The sequence below is a fragment of the Pseudomonas sp. YuFO20 genome (genome assembly GCF_035064975.1).
Classification (GTDB): domain Bacteria; phylum Pseudomonadota; class Gammaproteobacteria; order Pseudomonadales; family Pseudomonadaceae; genus Aquipseudomonas; species Aquipseudomonas putida_AE.
Genome location: NZ_JAXDEO010000003.1, coordinates 146,480 through 172,987 on the forward strand (window position 1 = coordinate 146,480; position 26,508 = coordinate 172,987).

27 protein-coding genes are annotated in these 26,508 nt (G+C 61.3%); 13 read left to right on the forward strand and 14 right to left on the reverse strand.

From position 1 onward, the window contains the following. The first annotated feature begins 148 nt into the window (after window positions 1–148). The 10 genes from SOP85_RS02965 (at window position 149) to SOP85_RS03010 (ending at window position 7,178) form a co-directional block, all read left to right on the forward strand. The gene (locus tag SOP85_RS02965) at window positions 149–1,123 is read left to right on the forward strand and encodes a KpsF/GutQ family sugar-phosphate isomerase (protein ID WP_323605554.1); all 975 of its coding nucleotides are present in this window, start codon (window positions 149–151) and stop codon (window positions 1,121–1,123) included. Next, window positions 1,123–1,647 (forward strand): KdsC family phosphatase, encoded by a 525-nt coding sequence (locus tag SOP85_RS02970; RefSeq protein WP_274074009.1) that lies wholly within the window; start codon window positions 1,123–1,125, stop codon window positions 1,645–1,647. The genes SOP85_RS02965 and SOP85_RS02970 overlap by 1 nt, the downstream gene beginning before the upstream one ends. A gap of 8 nt (window positions 1,648–1,655) precedes the next feature. Continuing rightward, window positions 1,656–2,228, forward strand: a complete 573-nt coding sequence (lptC, locus tag SOP85_RS02975) for an LPS export ABC transporter periplasmic protein LptC (protein ID WP_274074010.1) — start codon at window positions 1,656–1,658, stop codon at window positions 2,226–2,228. Beyond that, a complete protein-coding gene (gene lptA, locus SOP85_RS02980) occupies window positions 2,215–2,763 on the forward strand; it encodes a lipopolysaccharide transport periplasmic protein LptA (RefSeq protein ID WP_274074011.1) in 549 nt (182 codons plus the stop codon). The genes lptC and lptA overlap by 14 nt, the downstream gene beginning before the upstream one ends. Then, a complete protein-coding gene (lptB, locus tag SOP85_RS02985; protein WP_008054366.1) occupies window positions 2,763–3,488 on the forward strand; it encodes an LPS export ABC transporter ATP-binding protein in 726 nt (241 codons plus the stop codon). Before lptA ends, lptB begins: the two co-directional genes overlap by 1 nt. A gap of 184 nt (window positions 3,489–3,672) precedes the next feature. Continuing rightward, complete coding sequence (locus SOP85_RS02990) at window positions 3,673–5,166, forward strand: RNA polymerase factor sigma-54 (RefSeq protein WP_274074012.1); 1,494 nt, start codon at window positions 3,673–3,675, stop codon at window positions 5,164–5,166. A gap of 75 nt (window positions 5,167–5,241) precedes the next feature. Continuing rightward, window positions 5,242–5,550, forward strand: coding sequence for a ribosome hibernation-promoting factor, HPF/YfiA family (gene hpf / locus SOP85_RS02995; protein ID WP_274074013.1), 309 nt, complete (start codon window positions 5,242–5,244; stop codon window positions 5,548–5,550). 12 nt (window positions 5,551–5,562) lie between these two features. Then, a complete protein-coding gene (ptsN, locus tag SOP85_RS03000; RefSeq protein ID WP_274074014.1) occupies window positions 5,563–6,027 on the forward strand; it encodes a PTS IIA-like nitrogen regulatory protein PtsN in 465 nt (154 codons plus the stop codon). Window positions 6,028–6,029: 2 nt separating this feature from the next. Then, a complete protein-coding gene (gene rapZ / locus SOP85_RS03005) occupies window positions 6,030–6,887 on the forward strand; it encodes an RNase adapter RapZ (protein WP_083348227.1) in 858 nt (285 codons plus the stop codon). Between the two features lie 15 nt (window positions 6,888–6,902). Continuing rightward, window positions 6,903–7,178 carry an HPr family phosphocarrier protein gene (locus SOP85_RS03010; protein WP_046820553.1) on the forward strand — a complete coding sequence of 92 codons (276 nt, stop codon included), beginning with the start codon at window positions 6,903–6,905 and terminating at the stop codon, window positions 7,176–7,178. Between the two features lie 86 nt (window positions 7,179–7,264). Here the strand turns inward: SOP85_RS03010 and SOP85_RS03015 are convergent, their stop codons facing one another. The 6 genes from SOP85_RS03015 to pmbA form a co-directional block, all read right to left on the reverse strand. Beyond that, window positions 7,265–8,158, reverse strand: a complete 894-nt coding sequence (locus SOP85_RS03015) for a ZIP family metal transporter (protein ID WP_274074015.1) — start codon at window positions 8,156–8,158, stop codon at window positions 7,265–7,267. Between the two features lie 30 nt (window positions 8,159–8,188). Further along, entirely contained in the window at window positions 8,189–8,800 is a 612-nt protein-coding gene (locus SOP85_RS03020) for a superoxide dismutase (protein WP_323626021.1), read from the reverse strand. Between the two features lie 2 nt (window positions 8,801–8,802). After that, window positions 8,803–9,243 carry a hypothetical protein gene (locus SOP85_RS03025; protein WP_323626022.1) on the reverse strand — a complete coding sequence of 147 codons (441 nt, stop codon included), beginning with the start codon at window positions 9,241–9,243 and terminating at the stop codon, window positions 8,803–8,805. Between the two features lie 27 nt (window positions 9,244–9,270). Next, window positions 9,271–10,647 carry a class II fumarate hydratase gene (locus SOP85_RS03030; protein ID WP_323626023.1) on the reverse strand — a complete coding sequence of 459 codons (1,377 nt, stop codon included), beginning with the start codon at window positions 10,645–10,647 and terminating at the stop codon, window positions 9,271–9,273. Further along, a complete protein-coding gene (locus SOP85_RS03035) occupies window positions 10,628–11,035 on the reverse strand; it encodes a hypothetical protein (RefSeq protein ID WP_046820558.1) in 408 nt (135 codons plus the stop codon). Before SOP85_RS03035 ends, SOP85_RS03030 begins: the two co-directional genes overlap by 20 nt. Window positions 11,036–11,283: 248 nt before the next feature. Further along, complete coding sequence (gene pmbA, locus SOP85_RS03040; RefSeq protein ID WP_046820559.1) at window positions 11,284–12,630, reverse strand: metalloprotease PmbA; 1,347 nt, start codon at window positions 12,628–12,630, stop codon at window positions 11,284–11,286. Between the two features lie 108 nt (window positions 12,631–12,738). On the opposite strand from pmbA, the gene yjgA reads away from it, so the two are divergent. Then, complete coding sequence (yjgA, locus tag SOP85_RS03045; RefSeq protein ID WP_034148278.1) at window positions 12,739–13,263, forward strand: ribosome biogenesis factor YjgA; 525 nt, start codon at window positions 12,739–12,741, stop codon at window positions 13,261–13,263. A 105-nt stretch (window positions 13,264–13,368) separates the two neighbouring features. On the opposite strand, the gene tldD is transcribed toward yjgA, so the two are convergent. From tldD to mreB, 8 genes are all read right to left on the reverse strand, one after another. Beyond that, entirely contained in the window at window positions 13,369–14,811 is a 1,443-nt protein-coding gene (gene tldD, locus SOP85_RS03050; protein ID WP_274074018.1) for a metalloprotease TldD, read from the reverse strand. Between the two features lie 18 nt (window positions 14,812–14,829). Beyond that, entirely contained in the window at window positions 14,830–15,678 is an 849-nt protein-coding gene (locus SOP85_RS03055) for a carbon-nitrogen hydrolase family protein (protein WP_323605543.1), read from the reverse strand. A 75-nt stretch (window positions 15,679–15,753) separates the two neighbouring features. Next, window positions 15,754–19,557, reverse strand: a complete 3,804-nt coding sequence (locus tag SOP85_RS03060; protein ID WP_323626024.1) for a YhdP family protein — start codon at window positions 19,555–19,557, stop codon at window positions 15,754–15,756. A 75-nt stretch (window positions 19,558–19,632) separates the two neighbouring features. Next, window positions 19,633–21,090 (reverse strand): ribonuclease G, encoded by a 1,458-nt coding sequence (rng, locus tag SOP85_RS03065; protein WP_323626025.1) that lies wholly within the window; start codon window positions 21,088–21,090, stop codon window positions 19,633–19,635. 48 nt (window positions 21,091–21,138) lie between these two features. After that, window positions 21,139–21,735 (reverse strand): Maf family protein, encoded by a 597-nt coding sequence (locus SOP85_RS03070; protein WP_274074020.1) that lies wholly within the window; start codon window positions 21,733–21,735, stop codon window positions 21,139–21,141. Between the two features lie 33 nt (window positions 21,736–21,768). Beyond that, window positions 21,769–22,260, reverse strand: a complete 492-nt coding sequence (mreD, locus tag SOP85_RS03075; RefSeq protein ID WP_274074021.1) for a rod shape-determining protein MreD — start codon at window positions 22,258–22,260, stop codon at window positions 21,769–21,771. Beyond that, window positions 22,260–23,360 (reverse strand): rod shape-determining protein MreC, encoded by a 1,101-nt coding sequence (gene mreC / locus SOP85_RS03080; protein WP_323605737.1) that lies wholly within the window; start codon window positions 23,358–23,360, stop codon window positions 22,260–22,262. Before mreC ends, mreD begins: the two co-directional genes overlap by 1 nt. Before the next feature lie 141 nt (window positions 23,361–23,501). Further along, complete coding sequence (gene mreB, locus SOP85_RS03085; protein ID WP_002555108.1) at window positions 23,502–24,539, reverse strand: rod shape-determining protein MreB; 1,038 nt, start codon at window positions 24,537–24,539, stop codon at window positions 23,502–23,504. Between the two features lie 211 nt (window positions 24,540–24,750). Here mreB and gatC point away from each other — a divergent pair, with 211 nt between their 5' ends. Next, window positions 24,751–25,038: an Asp-tRNA(Asn)/Glu-tRNA(Gln) amidotransferase subunit GatC gene (gene gatC / locus SOP85_RS03090; RefSeq protein ID WP_003221657.1), complete on the forward strand. Its 288-nt coding sequence runs from the start codon at window positions 24,751–24,753 to the stop codon at window positions 25,036–25,038. 16 nt (window positions 25,039–25,054) lie between these two features. After that, complete coding sequence (gene gatA / locus SOP85_RS03095; RefSeq protein ID WP_274074022.1) at window positions 25,055–26,506, forward strand: Asp-tRNA(Asn)/Glu-tRNA(Gln) amidotransferase subunit GatA; 1,452 nt, start codon at window positions 25,055–25,057, stop codon at window positions 26,504–26,506. The last annotated feature ends 2 nt before the right edge of the window (window positions 26,507–26,508 follow it).

The following is a 26,508-nucleotide window of genomic DNA, read 5'->3' on the forward strand; positions in this document are numbered from 1 at the left end:
GGGCCATGTTCAGCAACATGACAGCCAGGAAGGCTCAATCCAGAGGGGATTAGGTAACAATGAATGACAATGGGCAACGAACTTGCGTGAGGGTTTGAACCATACCGGCTATAATCGCCGCCTTTTCATCAGGCTAAACATTTTCGAAATGAGCCAATCCAGCGACCTGATCAAGTCAGCACAACGCACCATCCGCCTCGAAGTGGAAGCCGTAAAAGGCTTGCTGCCCCGTATCGACGCGGATTTCGTGCGCGCCTGCGAAATGATTCTGGCCAGCAAAGGCCGTGTCGTCGTGGTCGGCATGGGCAAATCGGGGCATATCGGCAACAAGATCGCCGCGACCCTGGCCAGTACTGGCACCACGGCCTTTTTCGTGCACCCTGCCGAGGCCAGCCATGGCGACATGGGCATGATCACCCGCGACGACATCATCCTGGCGCTGTCGAATTCCGGCTCAACCAATGAAATCGTCACCCTGTTGCCACTGATCAAGCGCCTGGGCATCCAGTTGATCAGCATGACCGGCAAGCCCGACTCACCGCTGGCCAAGGCCGCCGAGGTCAACTTGAATGTGCATGTCGAGCATGAAGCCTGCCCGCTGAACCTCGCGCCCACCTCGTCGACGACCGCCGCGCTGGTCATGGGCGATGCCCTGGCCGTTGCACTGCTGGAAGCCCGAGGTTTTACCGCCGAGGATTTCGCCTTTTCCCACCCGGGCGGTGCATTGGGCCGACGCCTGCTGCTGAAAGTCGAAAACGTCATGCACGCCGGGCAGGAGCTGCCGCAAGTACAACGCGGCACCCTGCTCAAGGATGCGCTGATGGAAATGACCCGCAAAGGCCTGGGCATGACCGTGGTGCTCGAGGCCGATGGCAAGCTGGCCGGGATCTTCACCGACGGCGATTTGCGACGCACGCTGGACCGCAGTATCGACATCCACAGCGCCACCATCGATCAGGTCATGACAGCCCACGGCAAGACCGCCCGTGCCGAAATGCTCGCCGCCGAGGCCCTGAAAATAATGGAAGATCACAAAATCAACGCGCTGGTCGTGGTCGACAGCGAAGATCGCCCGGTCGGCGCCTTGAACATGCACGACTTGCTGCGTGCGGGAGTAATGTAATGAGCGCTGACCTGCTGCAACGCGGCAAACAGATCAAGCTGGCGGTGTTCGATGTCGACGGCGTCCTGACCGACGGGCGCCTGTACTTCCTCGAAGACGGCAGCGAATTCAAGACCTTCAACACGCTCGACGGCCAGGGCATCAAGATGCTGATGGCGGCCGGCGTGCAAACCGCCATCATCAGCGGGCGAAAGACCCCGGTGGTCGAGCGACGGGCGAAGAACCTCGGCATCCCCCACCTGTATCAGGGCCGCGAGGACAAACTGGTGGTGCTCGACGAGCTTCTTGGCCAACTCGGCCTAAGCTATGAGCAGGTCGCCTACCTCGGTGACGATTTGCCGGACCTGCCAGTGATCCGCCGCGTCGGCCTGGGCATGGCCGTGGCCAATGCCGCCAGCTTCGTGCGCGAGCACGCTCACGGCATCACCCAGGCCCGAGGTGGCGAAGGTGCCGCCCGTGAATTCTGCGAATTGATCCTGCGCGCCCAAGGCCGTCTCGATGAGGCTAACGCCGCGTACCTGTGAGCCAGATAATGCTAAGTAAAAAGTTTCGCAACATACTGGTGTTCGGTAGCATCACGGCGATTTTCGCTGCGGTCGGCTACTGGAACATCAGCCCGGAACGCTTCCTCGACAAGCCGGTCGTGCAAGTCGATGAGAGTGCGATCGACTATTACGCCACCAACGCCCACAGCGTACAGTTCCTGCCGGACGGCAGGCTGCAGTACGAGATGACGTCGGACAAGGTCGAGCACCTCAAGGCCACCGAGGTGACGCTGCTGACAAACCCCGACCTGAACATGTTCCGCGGCACCGAGTTTCCGTGGCACGTGCAGAGCGAAAAAGGCGAGGTCAACCCCGACGGCACTGAGGTCGAGTTGATCGATTCGGTACGCATTACACGTTTTGACGAGAAAAATCGCAGGACGCTGATCACCACCACTCGCATGACCGTGTTCCCGCAGCAGCAATATGCGCAGACCGAGCGAGACGTTAGAATCGACGGCGCTGGCGGTGTATCGACTGGCAAGGGAATGAAGGCGTATTTGAAAGAAAGCAGGATACACCTGCTATCGAACGTAAGAGGACAGTATGAGGCTCGTTAAAACCCTCCCTATTTTGCTCAGTCTGGGCGCTGCACTGGGAAGCGTGAGCGCCTGGGCTCTGCCGGACGATCAACAGCAGCCTATTCGCATTCAGGCCGACGATGCCCAGCTGGACGACAAGCAAGGCATCGCCACGTACAGCGGCGACGTCATCATCACCCAGGGCTCGATGAAGGTCACCGGCAACAAGGTGACCATGACCCGCGCGCCGAACGGCGACATCGACGTGGTGACCTCGGTGGGCAACCTGGCCTACTTCGAGCAAATGCAGACGGCTGGCGACTCCAAGCCGGTGCAGGGCTGGGGCGTGACCATCCAGTACCTCGCTCCGCAAAACCGCGTCGTGCTGATCGACAAGGCCAAAGTCATCGACAAGGACAACAACGTCACCCAGGGCGAGAAAATCGTCTATGACACCGAGAAGAAACTGGCCAGCGCCGGTCGCGCCACAGGCAGCAAGGTGACCGAGTCGCGTCCGCGCATCGACATGGTGATCCAGCCGAAAAAGAAAACCGACGAGCAAAAGGCCCCGTAATGGCAACTCTGAAAGCCCAGCACCTGGCCAAGAGCTACAAGAGCCGCCAGGTCGTGCGTGACGTCAGCCTGTCCATCGACAGCGGCCAGATCGTCGGCCTGCTCGGCCCCAACGGCGCCGGCAAGACCACCTGCTTCTACATGATCGTCGGCCTGGTACAGGCCGATCAGGGCCGCGTGCTGATCGATGACCTCGACGTCAGCCACCAGCCGATGCACGGTCGCGCCAAGGCGGGCATCGGCTATCTGCCACAGGAAGCGTCGATCTTCCGCAAACTGTCGGTGGCCGACAACATCATGGCCATCCTCGAGACCCGCAAGGAACTCGACAAGGCCGGCCGCCGCAAGGAACTGGAAAGCCTGCTGCAGGAATTCCACATCAGCCACATCCGCGACAACCTCGGCATGAGCCTGTCCGGCGGCGAGCGCCGCCGCGTGGAAATCGCCCGGGCACTGGCCACCAACCCGAAATTCATCCTGCTCGACGAACCGTTCGCCGGCGTCGACCCGATTTCGGTGGGCGACATCAAGCAGATCATCCATCACCTCAAGGCCAAGGGCATCGGCGTGCTGATCACCGACCACAACGTCCGTGAAACCCTGGATATCTGCGAAACCGCCTACATCGTCAACGATGGCCAACTGATCGCCGAAGGTGACGCTGAAACCATCCTGGCCAATGACCTGGTCAAGGAAGTGTACCTGGGGCACGAATTCCGTCTGTAAGCGTCGAGGTGTCCGGCGGGTCGACCGAGCGCTCGGCGCAATAAAAAATCAACCTTTTTTTATTGTTACAGCGCTCTAGGCAAACGCCGCGGTTTCGGGCATATAATTTGCTTATGTTTGGCGCTCCGGCGCCCTGTAGTGGATGGCGCATGTGCGCCGGCGAATAAGGTGTTAAGCCCCTGCCATGAAACCATCGCTAGTCTTGAGAATGGGCCAGCAGCTGACGATGACACCGCAGCTGCAACAGGCCATCCGCCTGCTCCAATTGTCGACCCTGGACCTGCAACAGGAAATCCAGGAGGCCCTGGAGTCCAACCCGATGCTCGAGCGCCAGGAAGAAGGCGACGACTTCGACAATTCCGACCCGCTGGCCGACAACGCCGAACACAAGCCCAGTACCGACATCCAGGAACCCTCTTACCAGGAAACCGCCCCGACGGTCGATAACCTCGAGGAAGGCGACTGGAACGAGCGCATTCCTAACGAACTGCCGGTCGACACCGCCTGGGAAGACGTGTACCAGACCAGTGCCAGCAGCCTGCCGAGCAACGATGACGACGAGTGGGATTTCACCACCCGCACATCGGCGGGCGAGAGCCTGCAAAGCCACCTGCTGTGGCAATTGAACCTGGCACCGATGTCCGACACCGATCGCCTGATCGCCGTGACCCTGATCGACTGCATCAACAACCAGGGTTATCTGGACGAGACGCTGGAGGAGATCCTCGAAGCCTTCGATCCGGAACTGGACATCGAACTGGACGAAATCGAAGCCGTCCTGCACCGCATCCAGCAATTCGAACCCGCCGGCATCGCTGCCCGCAACCTGGGCGAATGCCTGCTGCTGCAATTGCGCCAGCTACCCGCCAAGACGCCTTGGCTGGCCGAGGCCAAGCGCCTGGTCACCGACTACATCGACTTGCTCGGCAGCCGCGACTACAGCCAGCTGATGCGCCGCATGAAACTCAAGGAAGATGAACTGCGCCAGGTGATCGAACTGGTGCAGAGCCTCAACCCGCGCCCTGGCTCGCAAATCGAGTCGACCGAAGCCGAATACGTGGTACCCGACGTGATCGTGCGCAAGGACAACGAACGCTGGTTGGTGGAGTTGAACCAGGAGTCGGTGCCGCGCCTGCGGGTCAACGCCCAGTACGCAGGCTTCGTGCGCCGTGCCGACACCAGCGCCGACAACACCTTCATGCGCAATCAGCTGCAGGAAGCCCGCTGGTTCATCAAGAGCCTGCAGAGCCGCAACGAAACCCTGATGAAAGTGGCCACGCAGATTGTCGAACATCAGCGCGGCTTCCTGGAGTACGGCGACGAGGCCATGAAACCGCTGGTGCTGCATGACATCGCCGAAGCGGTCGGCATGCACGAGTCGACGATTTCGCGGGTGACCACGCAGAAATTCATGCATACCCCTCGGGGCATCTATGAACTGAAATACTTTTTCTCCAGCCACGTCAGCACCTCCGAGGGCGGAGAATGCTCGTCCACGGCGATTCGCGCGATCATCAAAAAACTGGTGGCGGCGGAAAATCAGAAAAAGCCGTTGAGTGACAGCAAGATCGCTGGTTTACTGGAGGCACAAGGCATTCAGGTGGCTCGCCGCACCGTCGCCAAGTACCGCGAATCCCTCGGGATCGCGCCTTCGAGCGAACGCAAGCGGTTGATGTAGGGCCACGCCACAGCGTTCCAGTGGCAGATCATCTGGATCTGCCGCTTTATGCACTGGCAACGAAGGAGAAGCTGTATGCAAGTCAACATCAGTGGACACCAACTGGAAGTGACCGAACCTCTTCGCACCTACATCGGCGAAAAACTCGAACGATTGGAGCGACATTTCGACAAGATCACCAACGTGCAAGTCACGATGTGCGTCGAAAAGCTGAAGCAAAAAATCGAAGCCACGCTGCATATTCCCGGCAATGAGGTCGTCGCAAACGCGGAACATACTGATATGTACGCAGCTATCGACTTACTGACCGACAAGCTGGATAAACAACTCAAAAAGCATAAGGAAAAGACCCAGAGCCTCCTCCAGGGCGCTACGGGTCGTTAACACTCCCAACCCATGATCCGACTTGAAAGCATCCTGACCCCCGGCCGTTCCCTGGTGAACGTGCCGGGCGGCAGTAAAAAGAAAGCCCTCGAGCAAATTGCCAACCTGATCGCCCGGGAAGTGCCGGATCTGGAGATGCAAGATGTCTTCGAGGCTTTGATCGCCCGTGAAAAACTCGGTTCGACCGGTTTTGGCAACGGCATCGCCATTCCCCACTGTCGCCTGAAGGGCTGCACATCGCCCATCAGCGCCTTGATGCACCTCGACGCCCCCATCGATTTCGACGCCATCGACGGCGCTCCGGTTGACCTGCTGTTCGTGCTACTGGTCCCGGAAGCCGCTACCGATGCGCACCTGGAGCTTTTGCGCCAGATCGCCAGCATGCTCGACCGCAAGGAAGTGCGCGAAAAACTGCGCAGTGCCGCGAGCAATGAAGCCTTGTATCAGGTTGTCCTGGACGAGCAAAACGGTCACTAATCATGCGCTTGATCATCGTCAGCGGTCGTTCCGGCTCAGGTAAAAGTACCGCCCTCGACGTCCTCGAGGACAACGGCTACTACTGCATCGACAACCTGCCTGCCGGTTTGCTGCCCGAACTGGCCGAGCGCGCGCTGATTCACACCGAGCTGGCGCAACCGCTGGTTGCCGTATCCATCGATGCGCGCAACCTGCCAAGTCACCTGTCGCGTTTCCCCGAACTGCTGGCCGAAGTGCGCAGCCGCCACATCCAGTGCGATGTCCTGTACCTGGATGCCGACGAAGAAACCCTGCTCAAGCGTTTCTCGGAAACCCGCCGCCGTCACCCGCTGAGCAATGCCAACCGCTCACTGGCCGAGGCGATCAACGACGAGACCACCCTGCTCGGGCCGATTGCCGACCTGGCCGACCTCAAGCTCAACACCACCAGCCTGAACCTGTATCAACTGCGCGATACCATCAAGCTGCGCCTGCTGAACCAGCCGGAACCCGGTACGGCATTCCTCGTGGAGTCGTTCGGATTCAAGCGTGGCATGCCGGTCGACGCCGACCTGGTATTCGATGTGCGCTGCCTGCCCAATCCTTACTGGAAGCCGGAACTGCGCGAGCAGTCCGGGCTCGACCAACCGGTGGCCGATTACCTGGCGGCGCAACCCGATGTCGAGGAGATGTTCCAGGACATTTCTACGTACCTGCTCAAATGGCTGCCACGCTTTGCCGCCAGCAACCGCGCCTATGTCACTATTGCCATTGGCTGCACCGGCGGCCATCACCGCTCCGTCTACCTGACTGAACGTCTTGGCCAGGTCCTGCAGCAATCCCTGAAGAACGTCCAGGTTCGCCACCGCGACCTCAGCTAAAGGATTCACACCGCGATGCCTGCTCTGGAAATCGAAATCATCAACAAGCTGGGCCTGCATGCCCGCGCTTCGGCAAAATTCGTTGGAATCGCCGGTCAATTCAAGGATTGCACGATCAGGGTAGGACGCACGCCAGAGACCACCGTCGACGGTAAAAGCATCATGGCGATGATGATGCTGGCCGCCGGCAAGGGCACCAGGATTTACCTGAGCACGGAAGGCGAGCAGGAACAGGAAGCGCTGGATGCGCTGGTGAAGTTGATCAACAACTACTTCGACGAAGGCGAATAAAGGTCAAGATCAAAAGATCGCAGCCTGCGGCAGCTCCTACATGGGATCGTGTTTACCTGTAGGAGATGCCGCAGGCTGCGATCTTTTTAGGCCAACGCCGTATCCATCACCATCATCAGGCAAAACCCGATCAGCAGCCCAAGGCTTGCCAATTTGTCGTGACCATTGCGGCGCGACTCGGGAATCACTTCGTGGGTGACCACCAACAGCATCGCCCCCGCCGCCAGCGCCAACCCCAAAGGCAACAACAGTTCGGCCAGGCTCACCAGCCATGCGCACAACAGCGCGAACACTGGCTCCACCAACCCTGACGCAGCACCGATCAGGAAAGCCTTGAACCGCGACATCCCGGCTCCCGCCAGCACCAGCGCGATCACCAACCCCTCCGGCACATCCTGCAGGGCAATGCCCATCGCCAGGCTGTCGGCGTCAGGCATGCCGCCACCGGCCGACACGCCGACCGCCATGCCTTCGGGGATGTTATGGGCAATGATGGCAAACACGAACAGCCAGATCCGTGGCGCAATGACCGGATGCTCCACGGTGCCGACGAGCATTTGCGGTGAAGCACCCGAGACCTGGCAATCCACCAGGAACAGACCGAAGGCGCCGAGCAGGATGCCAAGACACATCAGGCCGCTGGCAGCCCACGGACTCATGCCCAGGTTTTCTGCCGCGGCAATGCCCGGCATGATCAGCGAAAACGCTGTCGCCGCGAGCATGACGCCAGCACCAAAGCCCAGCAGCGAATCGCTGAGTGCCTGGGGCATGCGCCGGATCACCAGCACCGGCACAGCCCCGAGCGCCGTGCCCAGGGCGCAGATCGCACCGCCCTGCAACGCCCGCGACAGCCGCGGTTCAAGGTCCAGCCAGGCCAGCCCATGTGCAACCAGCAAGCTCATGCCCGCCAGCAGTAACAGCGATCCGAATGCGTAACGAAACATTCGTCCACTTCCGATCGCCAGCGTTTCAGTGCCCATAATCAGCCTTGGGTTGTTTTTATAAAGGACTCAGGCCAGTGCCGCTTGATAGCGCGCCGCAACTTCCGGCCAATTGATCACGTTGTAGAACGCGCTGATGTATTCCGGACGGCGGTTCTGATACCGCAGGTAGTAGGCGTGTTCCCACACATCCAGGCCGAGGATCGGCGTATTGCCGTTCATCAACGGGCTGTCCTGGTTGCCGCTGCTTTCCACGACCAGGGTCTTTTGTGGGGTTACGCTCAGCCACGCCCAGCCACTGCCGAAACGGGTCAACGCCGCCTTGGTGAAAGCGTCCTTGAAACTGTCGAGGCCACCCAGCTGCTCATCGATCGCCTTGGCCAGCGCGCCTTCAGGCTTGCCGCCGCCGTGCGGCGCCATGACTTCCCAGAACAATGAATGGTTGGCGTGGCCGCCGCCCTGGTTGATCACCGCCGCACGGAGCCTCTCCGGCAGTTGCTGCACGGCGGCCACCAGCTTTTCCACTGGCCACTCGGCGAACTCGGTGCCCTCGACCGCAGCGTTGAGGTTGTTGATATAGGTCTGGTGGTGTTTGGTGTAGTGGATTTCCATGGTCTGCGCATCGATGTGCGGTTCCAGGGCGTCGTAGGCATACGGCAAGGCAGGCAGGGTAAAAGCCATGTTCAGTGGACTCCATGATGGTGAGGCGCAGGGCGTTGCGACTTTGATGCAGCCTCGATGTGCAGCAACCGATGGGTGCGTGGATATTCACCGTGCTCGCTGATGAAATTCAGCAGTTCGACGTAGGTCTTGTTGCTCTGGCGCAGCGCCGCTTCACGCAGCGCTGGCGTCAGTCGCGGGTCCTGCACGGTCTGTAGCAGGCGCTGGTGGATGGCGCACAGGTACTCGGCGCTCTCCTCCGGCTGGTTCAGGCGCAAATGCAGGTCCGCCAGGTTGTGATGGGAGATCACGCAGGCCGCCACCGCTTCATCGGCATTTGCCCAGCGCTCGAACAGCACCTGGGCCAGGGCCAATGCCTGCAAGTAAGCCTCGCGGGCATCGACCAGCTCGCCCAACATGAAACAGCGATTTGCCCTTTCGATGGTGCGTTTCCAGTGTTCCATGGTGAGCCTCCAAAGCGGTGGTGGTGGTTACACGCCGCCAGCGGTGAGTTTTTCCGGGTTGAGCAACGCTTCCAGCTGGCTACGCGCAAGTTCGGTGTGCTCCAGTGCGACATCGATCACCGGGCGGCCCTGCTGATAGGCCTTCTTGGCGATTTCAGCGGCTTTCTGGTAGCCAATGATCGGGTTGAGTGCCGTCACCAGGATCGGGTTGCGCGAAAGCGCTTGCTTGATCCGGTCTTCGTTGACCTTGAAGCTGGCGATGGCCTTTTCTCCGAGCAGACGGCTGGAGTTGGCCAGCAATTCGATGCTGCCCAGCAGGTTCTGGGCGACGATGGGCAGCATCACGTTGAGCTCGAAATTGCCCGACTGACCGGCGATGGTGATCACCGTGTCGTTGCCGATTACCTGGGCGGCGACCATGGCGGTGGCCTCCGGGATCACCGGGTTGACCTTGCCGGGCATGATCGAAGACCCCGGCTGCAAGGCTTCGAGCTCTATCTCACCCAGGCCAGCCAGAGGACCGGAGTTCATCCAGCGCAGGTCGTTGGCGATTTTCATCAGCGACACCGCGGTCGCCTTGAGCTGGCCGGAAACGGCAACGGCGGTGTCCTGGGAGCCGATCAAGGCAAACAGATCCACGCCCGGCGTAAATTGCACCTGGGTCAGCTTGCTCAGTTGTTGGCTGAAGCGCGCCGCGAATTCGGGATGCGCATTGACCCCGGTGCCCACTGCCGTACCGCCCTGGGCCAGGGATTGCAGGCTTGGCTGCAGGCCTTGCAAATGGCCGATGTTGGCCTTGAGCTGTTGCGCCCAACCATTGAGCACCTGGCTCATGCGCACCGGCATGGCATCCATCAGGTGGGTGCGCCCGGTCTTGACGTGGTGATGCACCTCTTGCGCCTTGCGCTCGATCACCTGCACCAGCCCGTTCAGGGCCGGCAACAACTGCTCGTGCAAGGCCAGCGCGGCACTGACGTGGATAGTGGTCGGGATGATGTCGTTGCTGCTCTGCCCGCAATTGACGTGATCGTTGGGGTTCACCGGCTCGCCGAGCAGGCGGCTGGCCAGGGTGGCGATCACTTCGTTGGCGTTCATGTTGGAGCTGGTGCCGGAACCGGTCTGGAACACATCCACCGGGAAGTGCTGCATGAAATCGCCTTCCAGCAAGCCTTGCGCAGCCTCGACGATGGCGATGCCCTGGGACTCGCTGATCTGCTTGAGCTCGATGTTGGCGCGCGCTGCCGCAGCCTTGGCCAGGATCAACGCGCGAATGAACTGCACCGGCATTGGCTTGCCGCTGATCGGGAAGTTATCCACTGCACGCTGAGTCTGTGCGCCATAGAGGGCGTCATGCGGGACCTGAAGCTCGCCCATGCTGTCGCGCTCAATACGTGTCTTGGTCATCTGAAAATCCTTGCACCAGTTCAGTTAAGGGAATCGAGGGTTGCAGCTCGCAGGTCGCCAGTTGCCAGGTGTAGCTCTGCCAGCGCTTGAGGCGGCATTTGCACAAGGCGAGGCGTTCGAGTTCGCGCAAAGGGCGCCAGGCCTGGTCGAGGCAGTAAGTGCGCCAGTGCCATGGCAGCGCGACATCCGCAGCGGTGTCGAGCAGCAAACGGAAGGAGGTTTGGGCAATGGTCCAGGGCGAGGTTGCCGTGCAACAGGCCAGATACCGGCCTTCGGCCAGGTAATGATCGATCAGGCGCGGCTCGTCGGGATCCATCGCGCAACGGATCTGGCGACTCATCCAGCGCCAGCTTTCGAGGTAAGGCTGCTCGTGCAAGGCAGAACTCATGATCCGGGGCTCATTCGGTAATGAGATTTATTATTAGATGATAATGAGAACCAACACAAGCTCGATAGCGCACGTAGAACTCACTGTGGGGCGGGCTTGCTCGCGAAGAGGCCTGCACATTCAACATCTTCGTTGACTCGCGTGCCGCCTTCGCGAGCAAGCCCGCTCCCACATGGGATCTGTGTAAGGCATATAAAAAAAGGCGCGCCACCTGAGGGGTGGCGCGCCTTTTTGTGTAACGGCGAGGCTTAGCTGCCCGCCACCGTCATCCGCTCGATCAACACCGAACCGGTGCGAATGTTACTGCGCAGCTCCAGGTCATTACCCACGGCAACGATCTGCTTGAACATGTCGCGCATGTTGCCGGCGATGGTTACTTCCTGGACCGCGAACTGGATTTCGCCGTTCTCGACCCAGTAACCCGCCGCGCCACGGGAGTAATCGCCGGTCACCATGTTCAGGCCCTGGCCCATCAGTTCGGTCACCAGCAGGCCGCGGCCCATGCGACGCAGCAACGCAGCCTGGTCCTCATCACCGTGGGTGACGAACAGGTTGTGCACGCCGCCCGCGTTGGCGGTGCTCGGCATGCCAAGCTTGCGGCCGGAATAGGTACCGAGGATGTAGGACACCAGCTCGCCTTTTTCGACGAACGGTTTGGCGTAGGTCGCCAGGCCATCGCCGTCAAATGCCGCACTGCCCATGGCCCGCATCAGGTGCGGACGCTCGTCGATGGTCAGCCATTCCGGGAACAGCTTCTGCCCCAGGGTACCTTCGAGGAACGACGATTTGCGATACAGGCTGCCGCCGGAAATCGCCGACAGGAAACTGCCGAACAAACCACCGGCCAGCTCCGCGGAAAACAGCACCGGCACTTCGCAGGTCGGCACCGGACGCGCGCCCAGACGGCTCGCCGCGCGCTGGGCAGCACGTTGACCGATGCTCACCGGATCGGCCAGCAGGTTGCCCTGGCGGTTCACGTCGTACCAGTAATCGCGCTGCATCTGGCCATCGGCCTCGGCGATCATGACGCAGCTCAAGCTATGCCGGGTCGACGCATAACCGCCAACAAACCCGTGGCTATTGCCATAGACACGGCAGCCCTGATGGGTACTCAGGGTCGTACCATCGGCGTTCTTGATCCGGCTGTCAGCAGCAAAGGCTGCAGCTTCACAGGCCAGAGCCTGCTCGATCGCCTGTTCCGGAGTGATATCCCATTGGTGGAACAGGTCGAAGTCCTGCACGTCCTTGGCCATCAGCGCGGCATCCGCCAGGCCCGAGGCTTCGTCTTCCGAGGTGTGTTTGGCAATCGCCAGGGCAGCGGCAACGGTTTCGCGAATCGCCTCAGGGCCACTGGCCGAGGTGCTGGCCGAGCCCTTGCGCTGACCGACGTACAGCGTGATGCCAAAACCCTGGTCGCGATTGAATTCGACGGTTTCGACTTCACGCTGACGAACCGTGGTCGACAGGCCTTGTTCCAGCGACACCGCCACTTCACAGGCACTGGCGCCCTGGCGCTTGGCTTCAGCGATGATCTGCTCGACCTGTTCTTGCAGTGCCGGCAACGCTTGTGGGCCGACGCTCTCAACTGCACTCATGCTGTTCTCCACTCAAATTCTGCTTTCGGTAACGGTCATCGAGCGACCGGGCCGGACAAGCGGCCCCCGACTGGTTATCATGGCGGCGTTTCTTTGCGGACGGCCACCATGGTTGATTCTTACGACGACTCCCTCGATACGGGAGAAAAAAGCAAATCCCAGGTTAAACGCGAGCTGCATGCTCTGGTTGACCTCGGCGAGCGCCTTACAACGCTCAAGCCTGACTTGCTGGCAAAACTGCCATTGACCGACGCCATGCGTCGGGCCCTGGCCGATGCGCCCAAGCACACCGCGAACATCGCGCGTAAACGGCACCTTCAGTTCATCGGCAAGCTGATGCGCGATCAGGACACTGACGCGATTCTGGTCTTGCTCGATCAACTCGATGCCTCCACCCGCCAGTACAACGAACGCTTCCATAACCTGGAACGTTGGCGCGATCGCCTGATCGCCGGCGACGATGCCGTACTGGAAAAATTCGTCGTCGACTACCCGGACGCGGACCGCCAGCAATTGCGTTCCCTGATCCGTCAGGCCCAGCACGAGGTTGCGCAAAACAAGCCTCCTGCTTCCAGCCGTAAAATCTTCAAGTACATCCGTGAGCTGGACGAGACTCAACGCGGTCTGCGTTAAGCCATCGCAACTCCTGTAGGAGCTGCCGCAGGCTGCGATCTTTTGATCATCTAAAAAGCAAAAGATCGCAGCCTTCGGCAGCTCCTACAGGGGATGTATCAATCCCTATGCGCCCGTGCCACCCACGGTGATCGCATCAATTTTCAGCGTTGGCTGGCCGACACCCACCGGCACCGATTGCCCATCCTTGCCACACGTCCCCACGCCGCTGTCCAGTGCCAGGTCGTTACCGACCATCGACACCTTGCTCATGGCTTCAGGGCCGTTGCCGATCAACGTCGCGCCTTTGACCGGGGCGGTGATCTTGCCGTCCTCGATCAGGTACGCTTCGCTGGTGGAGAACACGAACTTGCCGCTGGTGATGTCCACCTGGCCACCGCCGAGGTTGGCGCAGTAGATGCCGCGTTTCACCGAGGCGATGATTTCTTCCGGATCGCTTTCGCCGGCCAGCATGTAGGTGTTGGTCATGCGCGGCATCGGCAGGTGCGCGTAGGATTCGCGACGACCGTTACCGGTGCGGGCCACGCCCATCAGGCGGGCGTTGAGCTTGTCCTGCATGTAGCCCTTGAGTACGCCGTTTTCGATCAGCGTGGTGCACTCGGTCGGCGTCCCTTCGTCGTCGACGCTCAAGGAACCGCGACGCCCGGCCAGGGTACCGTCATCGACGATGGTGCACAGCTTGGACGCAACCATCTCGCCCATGCGCCCGCTGTAGGCCGAGCTGCCTTTGCGATTGAAGTCACCTTCCAGGCCGTGACCGACCGCCTCGTGCAGCAACACACCCGACCAGCCCGAACCCAGCACCACCGGCAAGGTACCGGCCGGCGCCGGGATGGCTTCCAGGTTGACCAAGGCCTGGCGCAGCGCCTCACGGGCATAGCTCATGGCCCGGTCTTCAGCGAGGAAATAACGGTAGTCGGTACGCCCGCCACCGCCGTGGCCACCGCGCTCGCGGCGGCCGTTCTGCTCGACGATCACGCTGACGTTGAAGCGCACCAGCGGCCGTACATCCGCCGCCAGGCCGCCGTCGGTGGACGCCACCAGGATCCGCTCCCAGACACCGGCCATGCTCACGGTGACCTGCTGGATGCGCGGATCGAGGGCTCGGGTGGCCGCATCGATGCGCTTGAGCAGATCGACTTTCTCGGCACGGGTCAGCACTTCCAGAGGATTGTCCGGCCCGTACAACTGCGCCACGTCCTGGCTGGTGAACGCTTGCACGGTGCCATTCTGCCCGGCCCGGGAGATCGAACGGGCGGCACGGGCCGCCGCGCCCAGGGCTTCCAGGGTGATGGCGTTGCTGTAGGCAAAACCGGTCTTCTCACCGGATTGCGCGCGCACGCCAACCCCTTGGTCGAGGTTGAAGCTGCCTTCCTTGACGATGCCGTCTTCCAGCGCCCAGGACTCGGAAATCTGCCCCTGGAAATACAGGTCGGCGGCATCGATGCCCGGGCCGGCCAGGTCGCCGAGCACACCTTGCAGGCTTTCGATCGTTACGCCACCCGGTGCCAGGAGGTGTTCACTGACTGAGGACAACAACTCGCTCATATGCTTTACGCCTTAAATTCATCGTTCTGAGGCAGGTCGCTGGGCGCCCTGCGAGAAAAAGCGCCGGTGACTGGACACCGGCATCCGCGCCCGGATGGACGCCTGTTCGCTGCTATCGCGTTCGGCCAGCAGCACGGCCTCGCCTTGATCCTGTTGTGCCAGTACCCGCCCCCAGGGGTCGACAATGGCCGCGTGCCCCCAGGTTTCCCTCGGCCCCGGATGCGTTCCACCCTGGGCGGCCGCGAGCACATAACACTGGGTTTCGATGGCTCGCGCACGAATCAGCACCTCCCAATGCGCCGCGCCGGTCACCGCGGTAAACGCCGATGGCACGGTAATCAACTCCGCCCCGGCAGCGCGTAACTCGCTATACAGCTCCGGGAAGCGCAGGTCATAACAGACCGTCAGGCCGACTCGCCCCACCGGTGTGTCCGCAACCACCACGCCACTGCCATAAGCATAGTCATCGGATTCGCGATAACGGCCGCGATTGTCCGCCACGTCCACGTCAAACAGGTGCAGCTTGTCGTAGCGCGCCACCGTCTCGCCGTGATCATTCACCAACAACGAGCAGGCATGCACCTTGGCCGTCGGTTGATCCACCGGCGGCAGCGGCAAGGTACCGGCCACTATCCATAACTTGAGGTCGCGGGCCGTCTGTTTCAACCACGGCAGGATCGGGCCTTCGCCCAGCGCCTCGGCGCGACCGATGTCGGCGACGTCGCGCCGGCCCATGGCGGCGAAGTTTTCCGGCAACACGGCCAGTTTCGCACCGCCGGCGGCCGCCTGTTCCAGCAATTGGCGCGCCCGGGCCAGATTGGCCGGCACTTCGCTTTGGCTGACCATTTGAATTACCGCTACAGACATGGCCTTTTCCTGTTCGGGTATCAACGCAGGGGGGGGGTACGGCCATGCTACTCCATAGGCCAGGGCAGTGGTTTCTCAAAAAGCCTTGTCGAAGGTGATTTTCGGTTCTTTCCACGGCCCCTTGACCGTGTATTTCACGCTGGCAAAACGCGACACACGGTCACCGATCAACTTGTCGATCAGGAACAGCGCCCCGCCGATGGCCGGCGCGCCGACGATCAGTGCGGCAATGGGCAGGTTGTTGGTCACCGGCAAGGTCACCATCAATTTGGCATCGATCTGATCGGCCACCATGTTCAGGGTACCGTTGAGCTCGATGGTGCTCGACGGGCCCGTCAGGCGGATAGGTTCGCGGGTCACGTACACACCGTTGGTCGCCACCAGCAGGCCCTTGACCCGGTCATAGCTCAGGCCTTTGCCGAACAGGTCGGAAAAGTCCAGGCGCAAGCGGCGGCCAATCGAGTTGAAGTTGAGCAGGCCAAACACCCGCAACGCCTGGGCACTGCCTTCAACCTCGACAAACTGGCCTTCATTGAGCGATGCATCGAGGGTGCCGGAGAAGCGCTTGGTGGCCAGCCATGCCGGCGAGCCGGGCCAGCGGCCGTCGACATCCATGTGGAATTCCTGGCTGGTGACGCTCGGCGCAAAGCCCCAGCCCTTGAGCACATCCGCAAGATTCTTGCCGCTGATCCGCCCCTTGTACCAGCTGGTGCTGGCGCCCGGCGCACCTTCCCAGCCGCCGCTGCCTTGCAGGAGGATGCCCTTGAGGCCCATGTCCAGCGAGTTGAGCGCTATACCCTTGGCCGTCGGACGCACTTTCAGCGACCAGGCACCGACCAGGTCGTTACCCTGGTACAGCTGGTTGATGGTGATATCCAGCGCCGGGATCTTTTTCGGGTCTACCGAGGCCAGGGGGTCCGGCGAGTTTTCATCGGCCAGCACCGTCGGGTCAGGTGCCGGCAGCCGCACGGTCTGCAGGTTGATCACCATCGGCGCGGCCTTGGCATCGGGGAGGCTGGCGTTGCCCTTGACCTGCTGGCTGTCGAGCTGCAAGGCCCAGGCGGACGGTTTGCGTGTCAGCTGCACCGCTGCCTGGTCCAACGTTGTGCCGAAAGCGCGGAGCTTGCCGACCTTGACGTCCAATCCACTGAGCAACTGCTTGGCATTACCGCCTGGGTCTTGCCCGGCATACTTGTTCATCAGGTCCTGCCACGGGCCGATATCCAGCTCCGACAGCGTGCCACGAATGCGCAGGCCCTTTGTGTCGGGCAACACGGCATTGCCATTGCCGAGGAACAACTCGCCACGGCCGTTGGCAAAGTTGCTGGCCGGTGCAGCAAACGTGAAGTTCGCCAGTTCACCGTAGTTCACCCAGTAGCGCCGCTCCTCGCCTTGCAGGGTCATGCGGAATGAGGTGTCGCGCCCGGCATCCGGCGCCAGGCCAAAGGGCGCCGGCAGATCGACGGCCACACCCCTGAGATTGGAATTGACCAGCAACTGGCTATCGGCGCCATTGAGGGTCAGTTGCAATTGATAGGGGATCACGCCGCTCACCGGCAACGGCTGGGTCACGCTCAGCCAGTCCGTGAGTTTCTTCACTTCGACCTGCCCGGAAGCGGTGACCCGGGTGTTGAGCTTGCCCTCGCGACCCTCGGCGAAAATTTGCGCAGTCACCGGCTTGTCGAAGGCGCGCGCGCTGATGTTCTGCCCACTCAAGCCTTTGCTGCTGTCAAAGCGGAAATCACCTTTGAGCTGAGTCAGCTCAAGGGGCGGCTCGGGCAGTTTCAGGCGGGCCTTGGCCGTCTTGAAGTCGACCAGGATCTTCGGCTGCTCGCCTTTGGCCAGCGGAATATCCAGCTTGAGCTTGCCTTGCAGGTCGCCTTCGCCTTCCCAGCCAGCGAACGTTTCGGCCGTGCCAATCGGCGCTTCCTTGAGAATTTTCAAGCCATCGCCCAGGCCGCCAGCGAACGCGCCATCGAGAAACAGATGACTGTTCTGCCCGTCAGGCACGTGGGGAATATTGACGTAGATGTCGCGGACCTTGGTGTCGAGCAACTGCCCCTGGCTGGCCAGAACCCGCACGCCGCTGTCTTCTACGAACACATCACCGGTGACCTTGCTGACATGCGGCCAGCCAGGCTGAAACGCCAGTTCGGCATCGTGGACCTTGAAAAACAGGCTGATGCTGCGGGCCGTTTCCGCCGCGCCATGGTTCAACGAGCCCTGGTACTGGAAGAAACCCTCGTCCACCGCACCTTTGAGAATCGCCGTACGCAGCCATTCGTCCAGCGCCGGGCTGAGAACGGTCGGCAGGTATTTCGCGGTGTAGCGACCGTCGCCCTCCACCATGCCGACCCGCAGGTCCATGTAGTCTTCCTTCGTGTCATCGAAGAACAGGCGGATCAGGAAATCGCCGGCAATCTTGCCCTCTTCGCCCAACACCTTCAGGTACGGCGCGATCAGGGTGAAACTTTCCTTGTCGAGCTTCCAGGTCAAGGTGGCGTTGGCCTGGATGTATTGCCATGGCTTGGCGAAAATCGGGTCCAGGTGCAGCATGAAATCCTTGCTGTCCATGCGCAACTCGCCATGGCCAAGGTCCCCGCTGATGCTGCCCGAGACATTACGCGCCGCCGGCGCGCCGTGATACGCGTCAAAGCCGACCCGATCAAGGTTGGCCGCGAAGCTGAACCGACTGTCGTCGGTGGCATTGGGTTTCACGTCGATCAGCACATTGCGCAGTCCACCGGTGACCTTGAGCCGTTCGACCACCTTGGCAACACCTTCCGGCAAGGGCGCCAGGGCATTGAGCAGCGGTGTGAGCGGCGTCAGGTCGAGACGGTCGGCTTGCAGGTGCCAGAGATTCTGGGTGCTGTCCGCGGCCGTGGTCTGCTTCAATTGCAGGCGCGACTCCCAACGCGTTTCTGCAAGGTTCATGGCCAGGGAATCTACCGTGACCAGCATGCCCTCGGCGCTGCGCTGGAAATAACCGTTAAGCGCCAGGTTGTTGATCTGGATCGGCTTGCGCTCGGCATAGGCACCCTTGAGTTGCGGGGCATTCAAACGGATGGCGGCACTTTGCAGGGCGCCCTTACCCCAGGTAACCCACAGCTCGCCACCGGCCTTGATCTCGGAGAAATTCCAATTCTGGGTCAGGGTTTCGGGCAACCATTTCGCCCAGTCGCTTTGCGGCAGGCTCGCATAGGCTTCCACCTCGCCGTCCTTCCACTCACTGGCGCGAATGCGGCTGCGCAAACTCATGGCCATTGGCTGGCCATCGGGCAGGGTCAGGCGGGCATCGAGGCGCTGGCGGTAGGCGCCGGTTTTGAGACTCAAGCCGACGTACGTCAGGGTCAGCGGCGATTCCCTCCACGGCTGCAAAGTGACCTGGCTGTCGAGCACCGACAGCTGCTGGATCATCTGCATGCGATTGAGCAACTGCTCCGGGTCGAGGGGCTGATCTTCCTTTACCGGCAAACCTTCCAGCGCCCACTTGCCATCATCGCCTTGCTTGAGGCTGATCTTCAGGCCATTGAGTTCCAGGTTGGCGATGCGCACATCGCGAGCCAGCAGACTGGCCCACAGGTCCGGGATCGCCCGCACCTGCTCCAGGTGCAAGGCGTTGGCACCCTCGCCCACCGTCACGTCGTGAGCGGACAAAACAGGCGCGAAGCCGCTCCAACTGCCTTTCAACTCACCGATTTGCAGGGGCATGCCCAAGGCTTCGCTGGCCTTGGTTTCGACTTCGGCACGGTACTCGGCTACCAACGGCGCCAGTTCCCGGCCAAGGCTGACGTACAACGCCATCAACACCAAAACCAACGCGCACAGGCCCAGACCCCAGCGGGTCAGTGCGGCCAATATGCGTGTCAGACGCTCCATGTCAGTTGGCTCCCATGGCAAAAGTCTTGCAGAAAGCTGAGGCCAGCCGTTCAGGAAAATTCAAGACGCAGCAGTTCAGAGCAGCACGACGTCGTATTGTTCCTGGGAATACATGGTTTCGACCTGGAACCTGATGGTGCGCCCGATGAACACTTCAAGTTCGGCGACGTTGCCCGACTCTTCATCGAGCAGGCGGTCGACGACTCTCTGGTTCGCTAATACACGATAGCCTTCCGCCTGATAGGCGCGAGCCTCACGGAGGATTTCGCGGAAGATTTCATAGCAAATGGTTTCCGGCGTTTTCAGCTTGCCGCGCCCCTGGCAACTCGTGCACGGCTCGCACAGGACCTGCTCGAGGCTTTCGCGGGTGCGCTTGCGGGTCATCTGCACCAGGCCCAACTCGGTGATGCCGATGATGTTGGTCTTGGCGTGGTCACGCTCCAGTTGCTTCTCCAGCGTGCGCAGCACCTGGCGCTGGTGCTCTTCGTCTTCCATGTCGATGAAGTCGATGATGATGATGCCACCCAGGTTACGCAGCCTCAGCTGGCGTGCAATGGCGGTCGCCGCTTCGAGGTTGGTCTTGAAGATGGTTTCTTCAAGGTTGCGATGCCCGACGAACGCCCCGGTGTTGACGTCGATGGTGCTCATGGCTTCCGCCGGGTCGACCACCAGGTATCCGCCGGACTTCAGCGGGACTTTGCGCTCAAGGGCCTTCTGGATTTCGTCTTCGACGCCGTACAGGTCGAAAATCGGTCGCTCGCCCGGGTAATGTTCCAGGCGATCGGCGATCTCCGGCATCAGTTCGGCGACGAACTGCGTGGTTTTCTGGAAGGTTTCCCGGGAATCGATGCGAATTTTCTCGATCTTAGGGCTCACCAGGTCCCGCAGCGTGCGCAGTGCCAGGCCAAGGTCTTCGTAAATAACGCTGGGGGCACTGATAGTCTTGATCTGCTCGCTGATCTGGTCCCACAACCGGCGCAGATAGCGGATGTCCATGAGGATCTCTTCGGCGCCGGCGCCCTCGGCCGCCGTGCGCAGGATGAAACCGCCGGCTTCCTTGATGCCTTCCTTGGCCACGCAATCGGTCACCACTTGCTTGAGGCGATCACGTTCGGCTTCGTCTTCGATCTTCAGCGAAATACCGACGTGGGCGGTGCGCGGCATGTACACCAGGTAACGCGAAGGGATCGACAGCTGCGTCGTCAGGCGCGCGCCCTTGGAGCCGATCGGGTCCTTGGTGACTTGCACCACCAGGCTCTGGCCTTCGTGCACCAGCGCACTGATGCTCTCGACCGCCGGCCCTTCACGCAGGGAGATTTCCGACGCATGAATGAACGCGGCGCGGTCCAGGCCGATATCGACGAACGCCGCCTGCATGCCCGGCAATACCCGCACCACCTTGCCCTTGTAGATGTTGCCGACGATCCCGCGCTTTTGCGTGCGCTCGACATGAACTTCTTGCAGGACACCGTTTTCGACCACCGCCACGCGCGATTCCATCGGCGTGATGTTGATCAGGATCTCTTCACTCATGGCAGGGTCTCGTTCAGGCATGTTCACGATAATGGCCGGATACAACGCTTAGCGCGCGTTATGGGGTTGCCAACAGGGTATGCCGAAATGGCCGAGCAGTTCCGCGGTTTCGCACAACGGCAGTCCAACCACCGCCGAGTAACTTCCAGTGAGCCCGGCGACAAACACCGCGCCCAGTCCTTGAATGCCGTATCCACCGGCCTTGTCCCGGGGTTCGCCACTGGCCCAGTAGGCGGTTGCTTCATCAGGGCTGATAGCCCGAAAGCGGACCTGGCTGATGACCACCCGAGACTCACAGCGCTCGCCGTCGAGCAGCGCAATCGCGGTCAGGACCTGATGCTCGCGCCCGGACAACATCTTCAGCATGGCGCACGCGTCGGCTTCATCAACTGGTTTGCCAAGAATTTTTCCGTCGAGCACCACGGCGGTGTCGGCACCGAGCACGCAGCACGAGGCTGCAGGCGAGATCGCGCCGCGTCCGGCCTCGGCCTTGCCGCGCGCCAGGCGCTCGACATAGGCCGACGGGCTTTCATGGGTCAAAGGGGTTTCATCGATGTCCGCACTGACGGCGGTGAATGGCACGCCGATCTGCGTGAGCAGCTCACGCCGACGCGGTGAGCCAGAGGCGAGGTACAGCTGTTTCATCAAGACCTCTCCCTGTCTGAATGCCGAGGCGAATTAATTGATTTTGTAGCGTCGACGCAATCCGCGCAAACCGAAGCTGATCCAGGGCCAGAGCAACGCGCTGACCAGTGCCGGCAATACCAGCGCCAGGGTCGGTTGACGGTTGCCGGTCAGGGCGCTGAGCCAGAGTTGTACCAGCTGGGCCAGGCCGAAGATCACCAGGATCACCAGGCTCTGTTGCCACATCGGGAACATGCGCAGGCGTTGTTGCAGCGCCAGCACCAGGTAGGTGATGAGCGTCAGGATCAACGCATTCTGGCCCAGCAGCGTGCCGTACAGCACATCCTCCGCCAGGCCCAGGCACCACGCGGTGACCATCCCGACTTTCTGCGGCAGCGCCAGCGCCCAGAACGCCAGCAGCAAGGCCAGCCACAGGGGGCGCAGGATCTCCATGAATTGCGGCAGCGGCGATACGCTGAGCAACATGCCGATGGCGAATGTCAGCCAGACGATCCAGCCGTTTCGGGAAGCAGTAACACCAACCATTATTCTCGTCCCCTGGTGGTAGCCGGCGCGGAGACAGGCGGTTTGGCCGCAGGCTTGGCGGCGGCGGGTTGCGCCGCCGGTGGCTTGGCGGGTGCAGTCGCGGCGGCAGGCTTGGCCGGGGTGGTGGCAGCAGTCGGGGCGGCTGGAGCAGCGGGAGCGGCAACAGCCGCCGGAACAATCGCCGGCCTCGGCACAGTCGCCGGAATGATCGGCCCACCACCCTGCGCATCCAGGCTTTCCTGGGCCTGGGCAGCGTCGTTGGCGCGCTCTTCGGCGGTGCGGGTGTCGCTGAACACCAGCAGCAGGTAACGGCTGCGGTTCAAGGCGGCAGTCGGTACGGCGCGAACGATGGCGAACGGCTGGCCGGAATCGTGGATCACTTCCTTGACCGTCGCCACCGGGTAACCGGCCGGGAAACGCTGGCCGAGGCCGGAGCTGACCAGCAGGTCGCCTTCCTTGATATCGGCGGTATCGGCCACATGACGCAGTTCCAGGCGCTCCGGGTTGCCAGTGCCGCTGGCAATGGCGCGCAGGCCGTTGCGGTTGACCTGCACCGGAATACTGTGGGTGGAATCGGTCAGCAGCAGGACCCGGGACGTGTAGGGCATCAACTCGACCACCTGGCCCATCAGGCCACGGGCATCGAGTACCGGCTGACCGAGCACCACACCGTCGCGCTCACCCTTGTTGATGATGATGCGATGGGTGAACGGGTTGGGGTCCATGCCGATCAGTTCGGCCACTTCGACCTTTTCGTTGACCAGCGCCGAAGAATTGAGCAACTCGCGCAGCCGAACGTTCTGCTCGGTGAGGGAGGCAAGCTTTTGCATGCGCCCCTGCAACAGCAGGTTTTCGCTCTTGAGTTTTTCGTTTTCGGCGACGAGCTCGGTGCGGCTGCCAAACTGGCTGGCCACACCCTGCCATAGCCGCTGCGGCAGGTCGGTGATCCAGTAAGACTGCATCAGCACCAGCGACATCTGGCTACGCACTGGCTTGAACAGTGTGAAGCGGGCATCGACCACCATCAGCGCGACCGACAGCACGACCAGCACCAACAAGCGCACGCCCAGTGAGGGACCCTTGGTGAAAAGCGGTTTAATAAGCCGCTCCTCCCAGGCAAATGTTCTCTTTATTCATACGGCATCAAACCGGCCTGGATGCAGACGACAGAAGATAAACGCGAACAGGCAGCACTGCAAAGTGCCGCCTGCGCGCTCAACAGCATAGAGGCGATCCGGCATTTATTCGCTGGAGAGCAGGTCCATGGTGTGTTTATCCATCATTTCCAATGCACGGCCACCGCCGCGAGCAACGCAGGTCAACGGGTCTTCGGCGACGATCACCGGCAGGCCGGTTTCCTGGGCCAGCAACTTGTCGAGGTCACGCAGCAAGGCGCCACCACCGGTCAGCACCAGGCCACGCTCGGCGATGTCGGAAGCCAGTTCCGGCGGCGATTGCTCCAGGGCGCTTTTCACGGCCTGGACGATGGTCGCCAGCGACTCTTGCAGCGCTTCGAGCACTTCGTTGGAGTTCAGGGTGAATGCCCGTGGAACGCCTTCGGCCAGGTTGCGGCCACGAACGTCGACTTCGCGAACTTCGCCGCCCGGGTAGGCGGTACCGATTTCCTGCTTGATGCGCTCGGCCGTCGATTCACCGATCAGGCTGCCGTAGTTGCGGCGCACGTAGGTGATGATCGCTTCGTCGAAGCGGTCGCCGCCAACCCGTACGGATTCGGCATAGACCACACCGTTCAGGGAGATCAGCGCGATTTCGGTGGTACCACCACCGATATCCACGACCATCGAACCGCGGGCTTCTTCAACCGGCAGGCCGGCACCGATCGCGGCAGCCATCGGCTCTTCGATCAGGAATACTTCACGGGCACCGGCACCGAGTGCCGATTCACGGATGGCACGACGCTCAACCTGGGTGGATTTGCACGGAACGCAGATCAACACACGAGGGCTTGGCTGCAGGAAGCTGTTTTCATGAACCTTGTTGATAAAGTACTGCAGCATCTTTTCGCAGACGCTGAAGTCGGCGATCACGCCGTCTTTCATCGGACGAATGGCAGCAATGTTGCCCGGCGTACGGCCCAACATGCGCTTCGCTTCGGTGCCGACAGCAACGACACTTTTCTGGTTACCGTGCGTCCGAATGGCCACAACCGATGGCTCATTCAGGACGATACCGCGCTCACGCACGTAAATAAGGGTGTTGGCAGTGCCCAGGTCAATGGAAAGATCGCTGGAAAACATGCCACGCAGTTTCTTGAACATGGGAAAGGGACCCTAGGCAACGCGTGGGTAAAAAAGTGCGGCAAACTCTAACAACGACAGGGATTTTGGGCAAGGCGCCAATATGTTAAATTGACCGCTTTTATGTGCACCAAACCCCACAATCGCGGCCATATGACCGTAGAAGTGCGGTAGTGTTCCGACAATCTAACACACGGACGCCGTCCGTTTTGTTTTCCACTGGAGAATCCCAATGGCGCTTGAACGCTCCGACGTGGAAAAAATCGCTCATCTGGCCTGTCTGGGCCTCAATGATGCCGATCTTCCACACATCACTTCGGCCCTCAACAGCATTCTCGGGCTGGTCGACGAAATGCAGGCAGTCGATACCGACGGTATCGAACCGCTGGCCCACCCTCTGGAAGCCAGCCAGCGCCTGCGTGCGGACGTCGTGACCGAGACCAATCACCGCGAGGCCTACCAGTCCATCGCACCAGCGGTCGAAAACGGCCTGTACCTGGTTCCGAAAGTCATCGACTAAAGGGAAAGAGCCTGCAATGCATCAATTGACTCTGGCCGAGATCGCCCGCGGACTCGCCGATAAAAAGTTTTCCTCCGAAGAGCTGACCAAAGTCCTGCTGGCGCGCATCGCCCAGCTCGACCCGCAGCTCAACAGTTTCATCAGCCTCACCGAAGACCTGGCGCTCACGCAGGCGAAAGCCGCTGACGCACGCCGGGCCAACGGTGAGAGCGGCGCCTTGCTCGGCGCGCCGATCGCCCACAAGGACCTGTTCTGCACCCAGGGCATCCGCACCAGCTGCGGCTCGAAGATGCTCGACAACTTCAAGGCGCCGTACGACGCCACCGTTGTCGCCAAGCTGGCCGCTGCCGGGGCCGTGACCCTGGGCAAGACCAACATGGACGAATTCGCCATGGGTTCGGCCAACGAGTCGAGCTACTACGGCGCGGTGAAAAACCCGTGGAACCTGGAACACGTGCCGGGCGGTTCGTCCGGTGGCTCGGCCGCCGCGGTGGCCGCTCGTCTGTTGCCAGCCGCTACCGGTACCGACACCGGTGGCTCCATTCGTCAGCCCGCTGCGCTGACCAACCTGACGGGCCTGAAACCGACGTACGGTCGTGTTTCGCGCTGGGGCATGATCGCTTACGCCTCCAGCCTCGATCAGGGCGGTCCGTTGGCGCGCACGGCCGAAGACTGCGCAATATTGTTGCAAGGTATGGCCGGCTTCGATCCGAACGACTCCACCAGCATCGACGAGCCCGTGCCGGACTACAGCGCCAGCCTCAACGGTTCGCTGCAAGGCCTGCGCATCGGCGTGCCTAAAGAGTATTTCAGCGCCGGTCTCGACCCGCGCATCGCCGAGCTGATCCACAACAGCGTCAAGGAGCTGGAAAAGCTCGGTGCCGTGGTCAAGGAAATCAGCCTGCCGAACATGCAGCACGCGATCCCGGCGTACTACGTGATCGCCCCGGCGGAAGCCTCGTCCAACCTGTCGCGTTTCGACGGCGTGCGTTTCGGCTACCGCTGCGAAAACCCGGTCAACCTGATCGACCTGTACAAGCGCTCCCGTGGCGAAGGCTTCGGCCCGGAAGTGCAGCGCCGGATCATGGTCGGTGCCTACGCGCTGTCCGCCGGTTACTACGACGCCTACTACCTGAAGGCGCAGAAGATCCGTCGCCTGATCAAGAACGACTTCATGGCCGCCTTCAACGAGGTCGACATCATCCTCGGCCCAACCACGCCGAACCCGGCCTGGAAGCTTGGCGCCAAGAACAGCGACCCGGTCGCTGCCTACCTGGAAGACGTCTACACCATCACCGCCAACCTCGCCGGCCTGCCAGGCCTGTCGATGCCGGCCGGTTTTGTCGACGGCCTGCCGGTCGGCGTGCAACTGCTCGCTCCGTATTTCCAGGAAGGTCGCCTGTTGAACGTTGCCCACCAGTATCAGTTGAACACTGACTGGCACACCCGCACCCCAACCGGCTTCTGAGG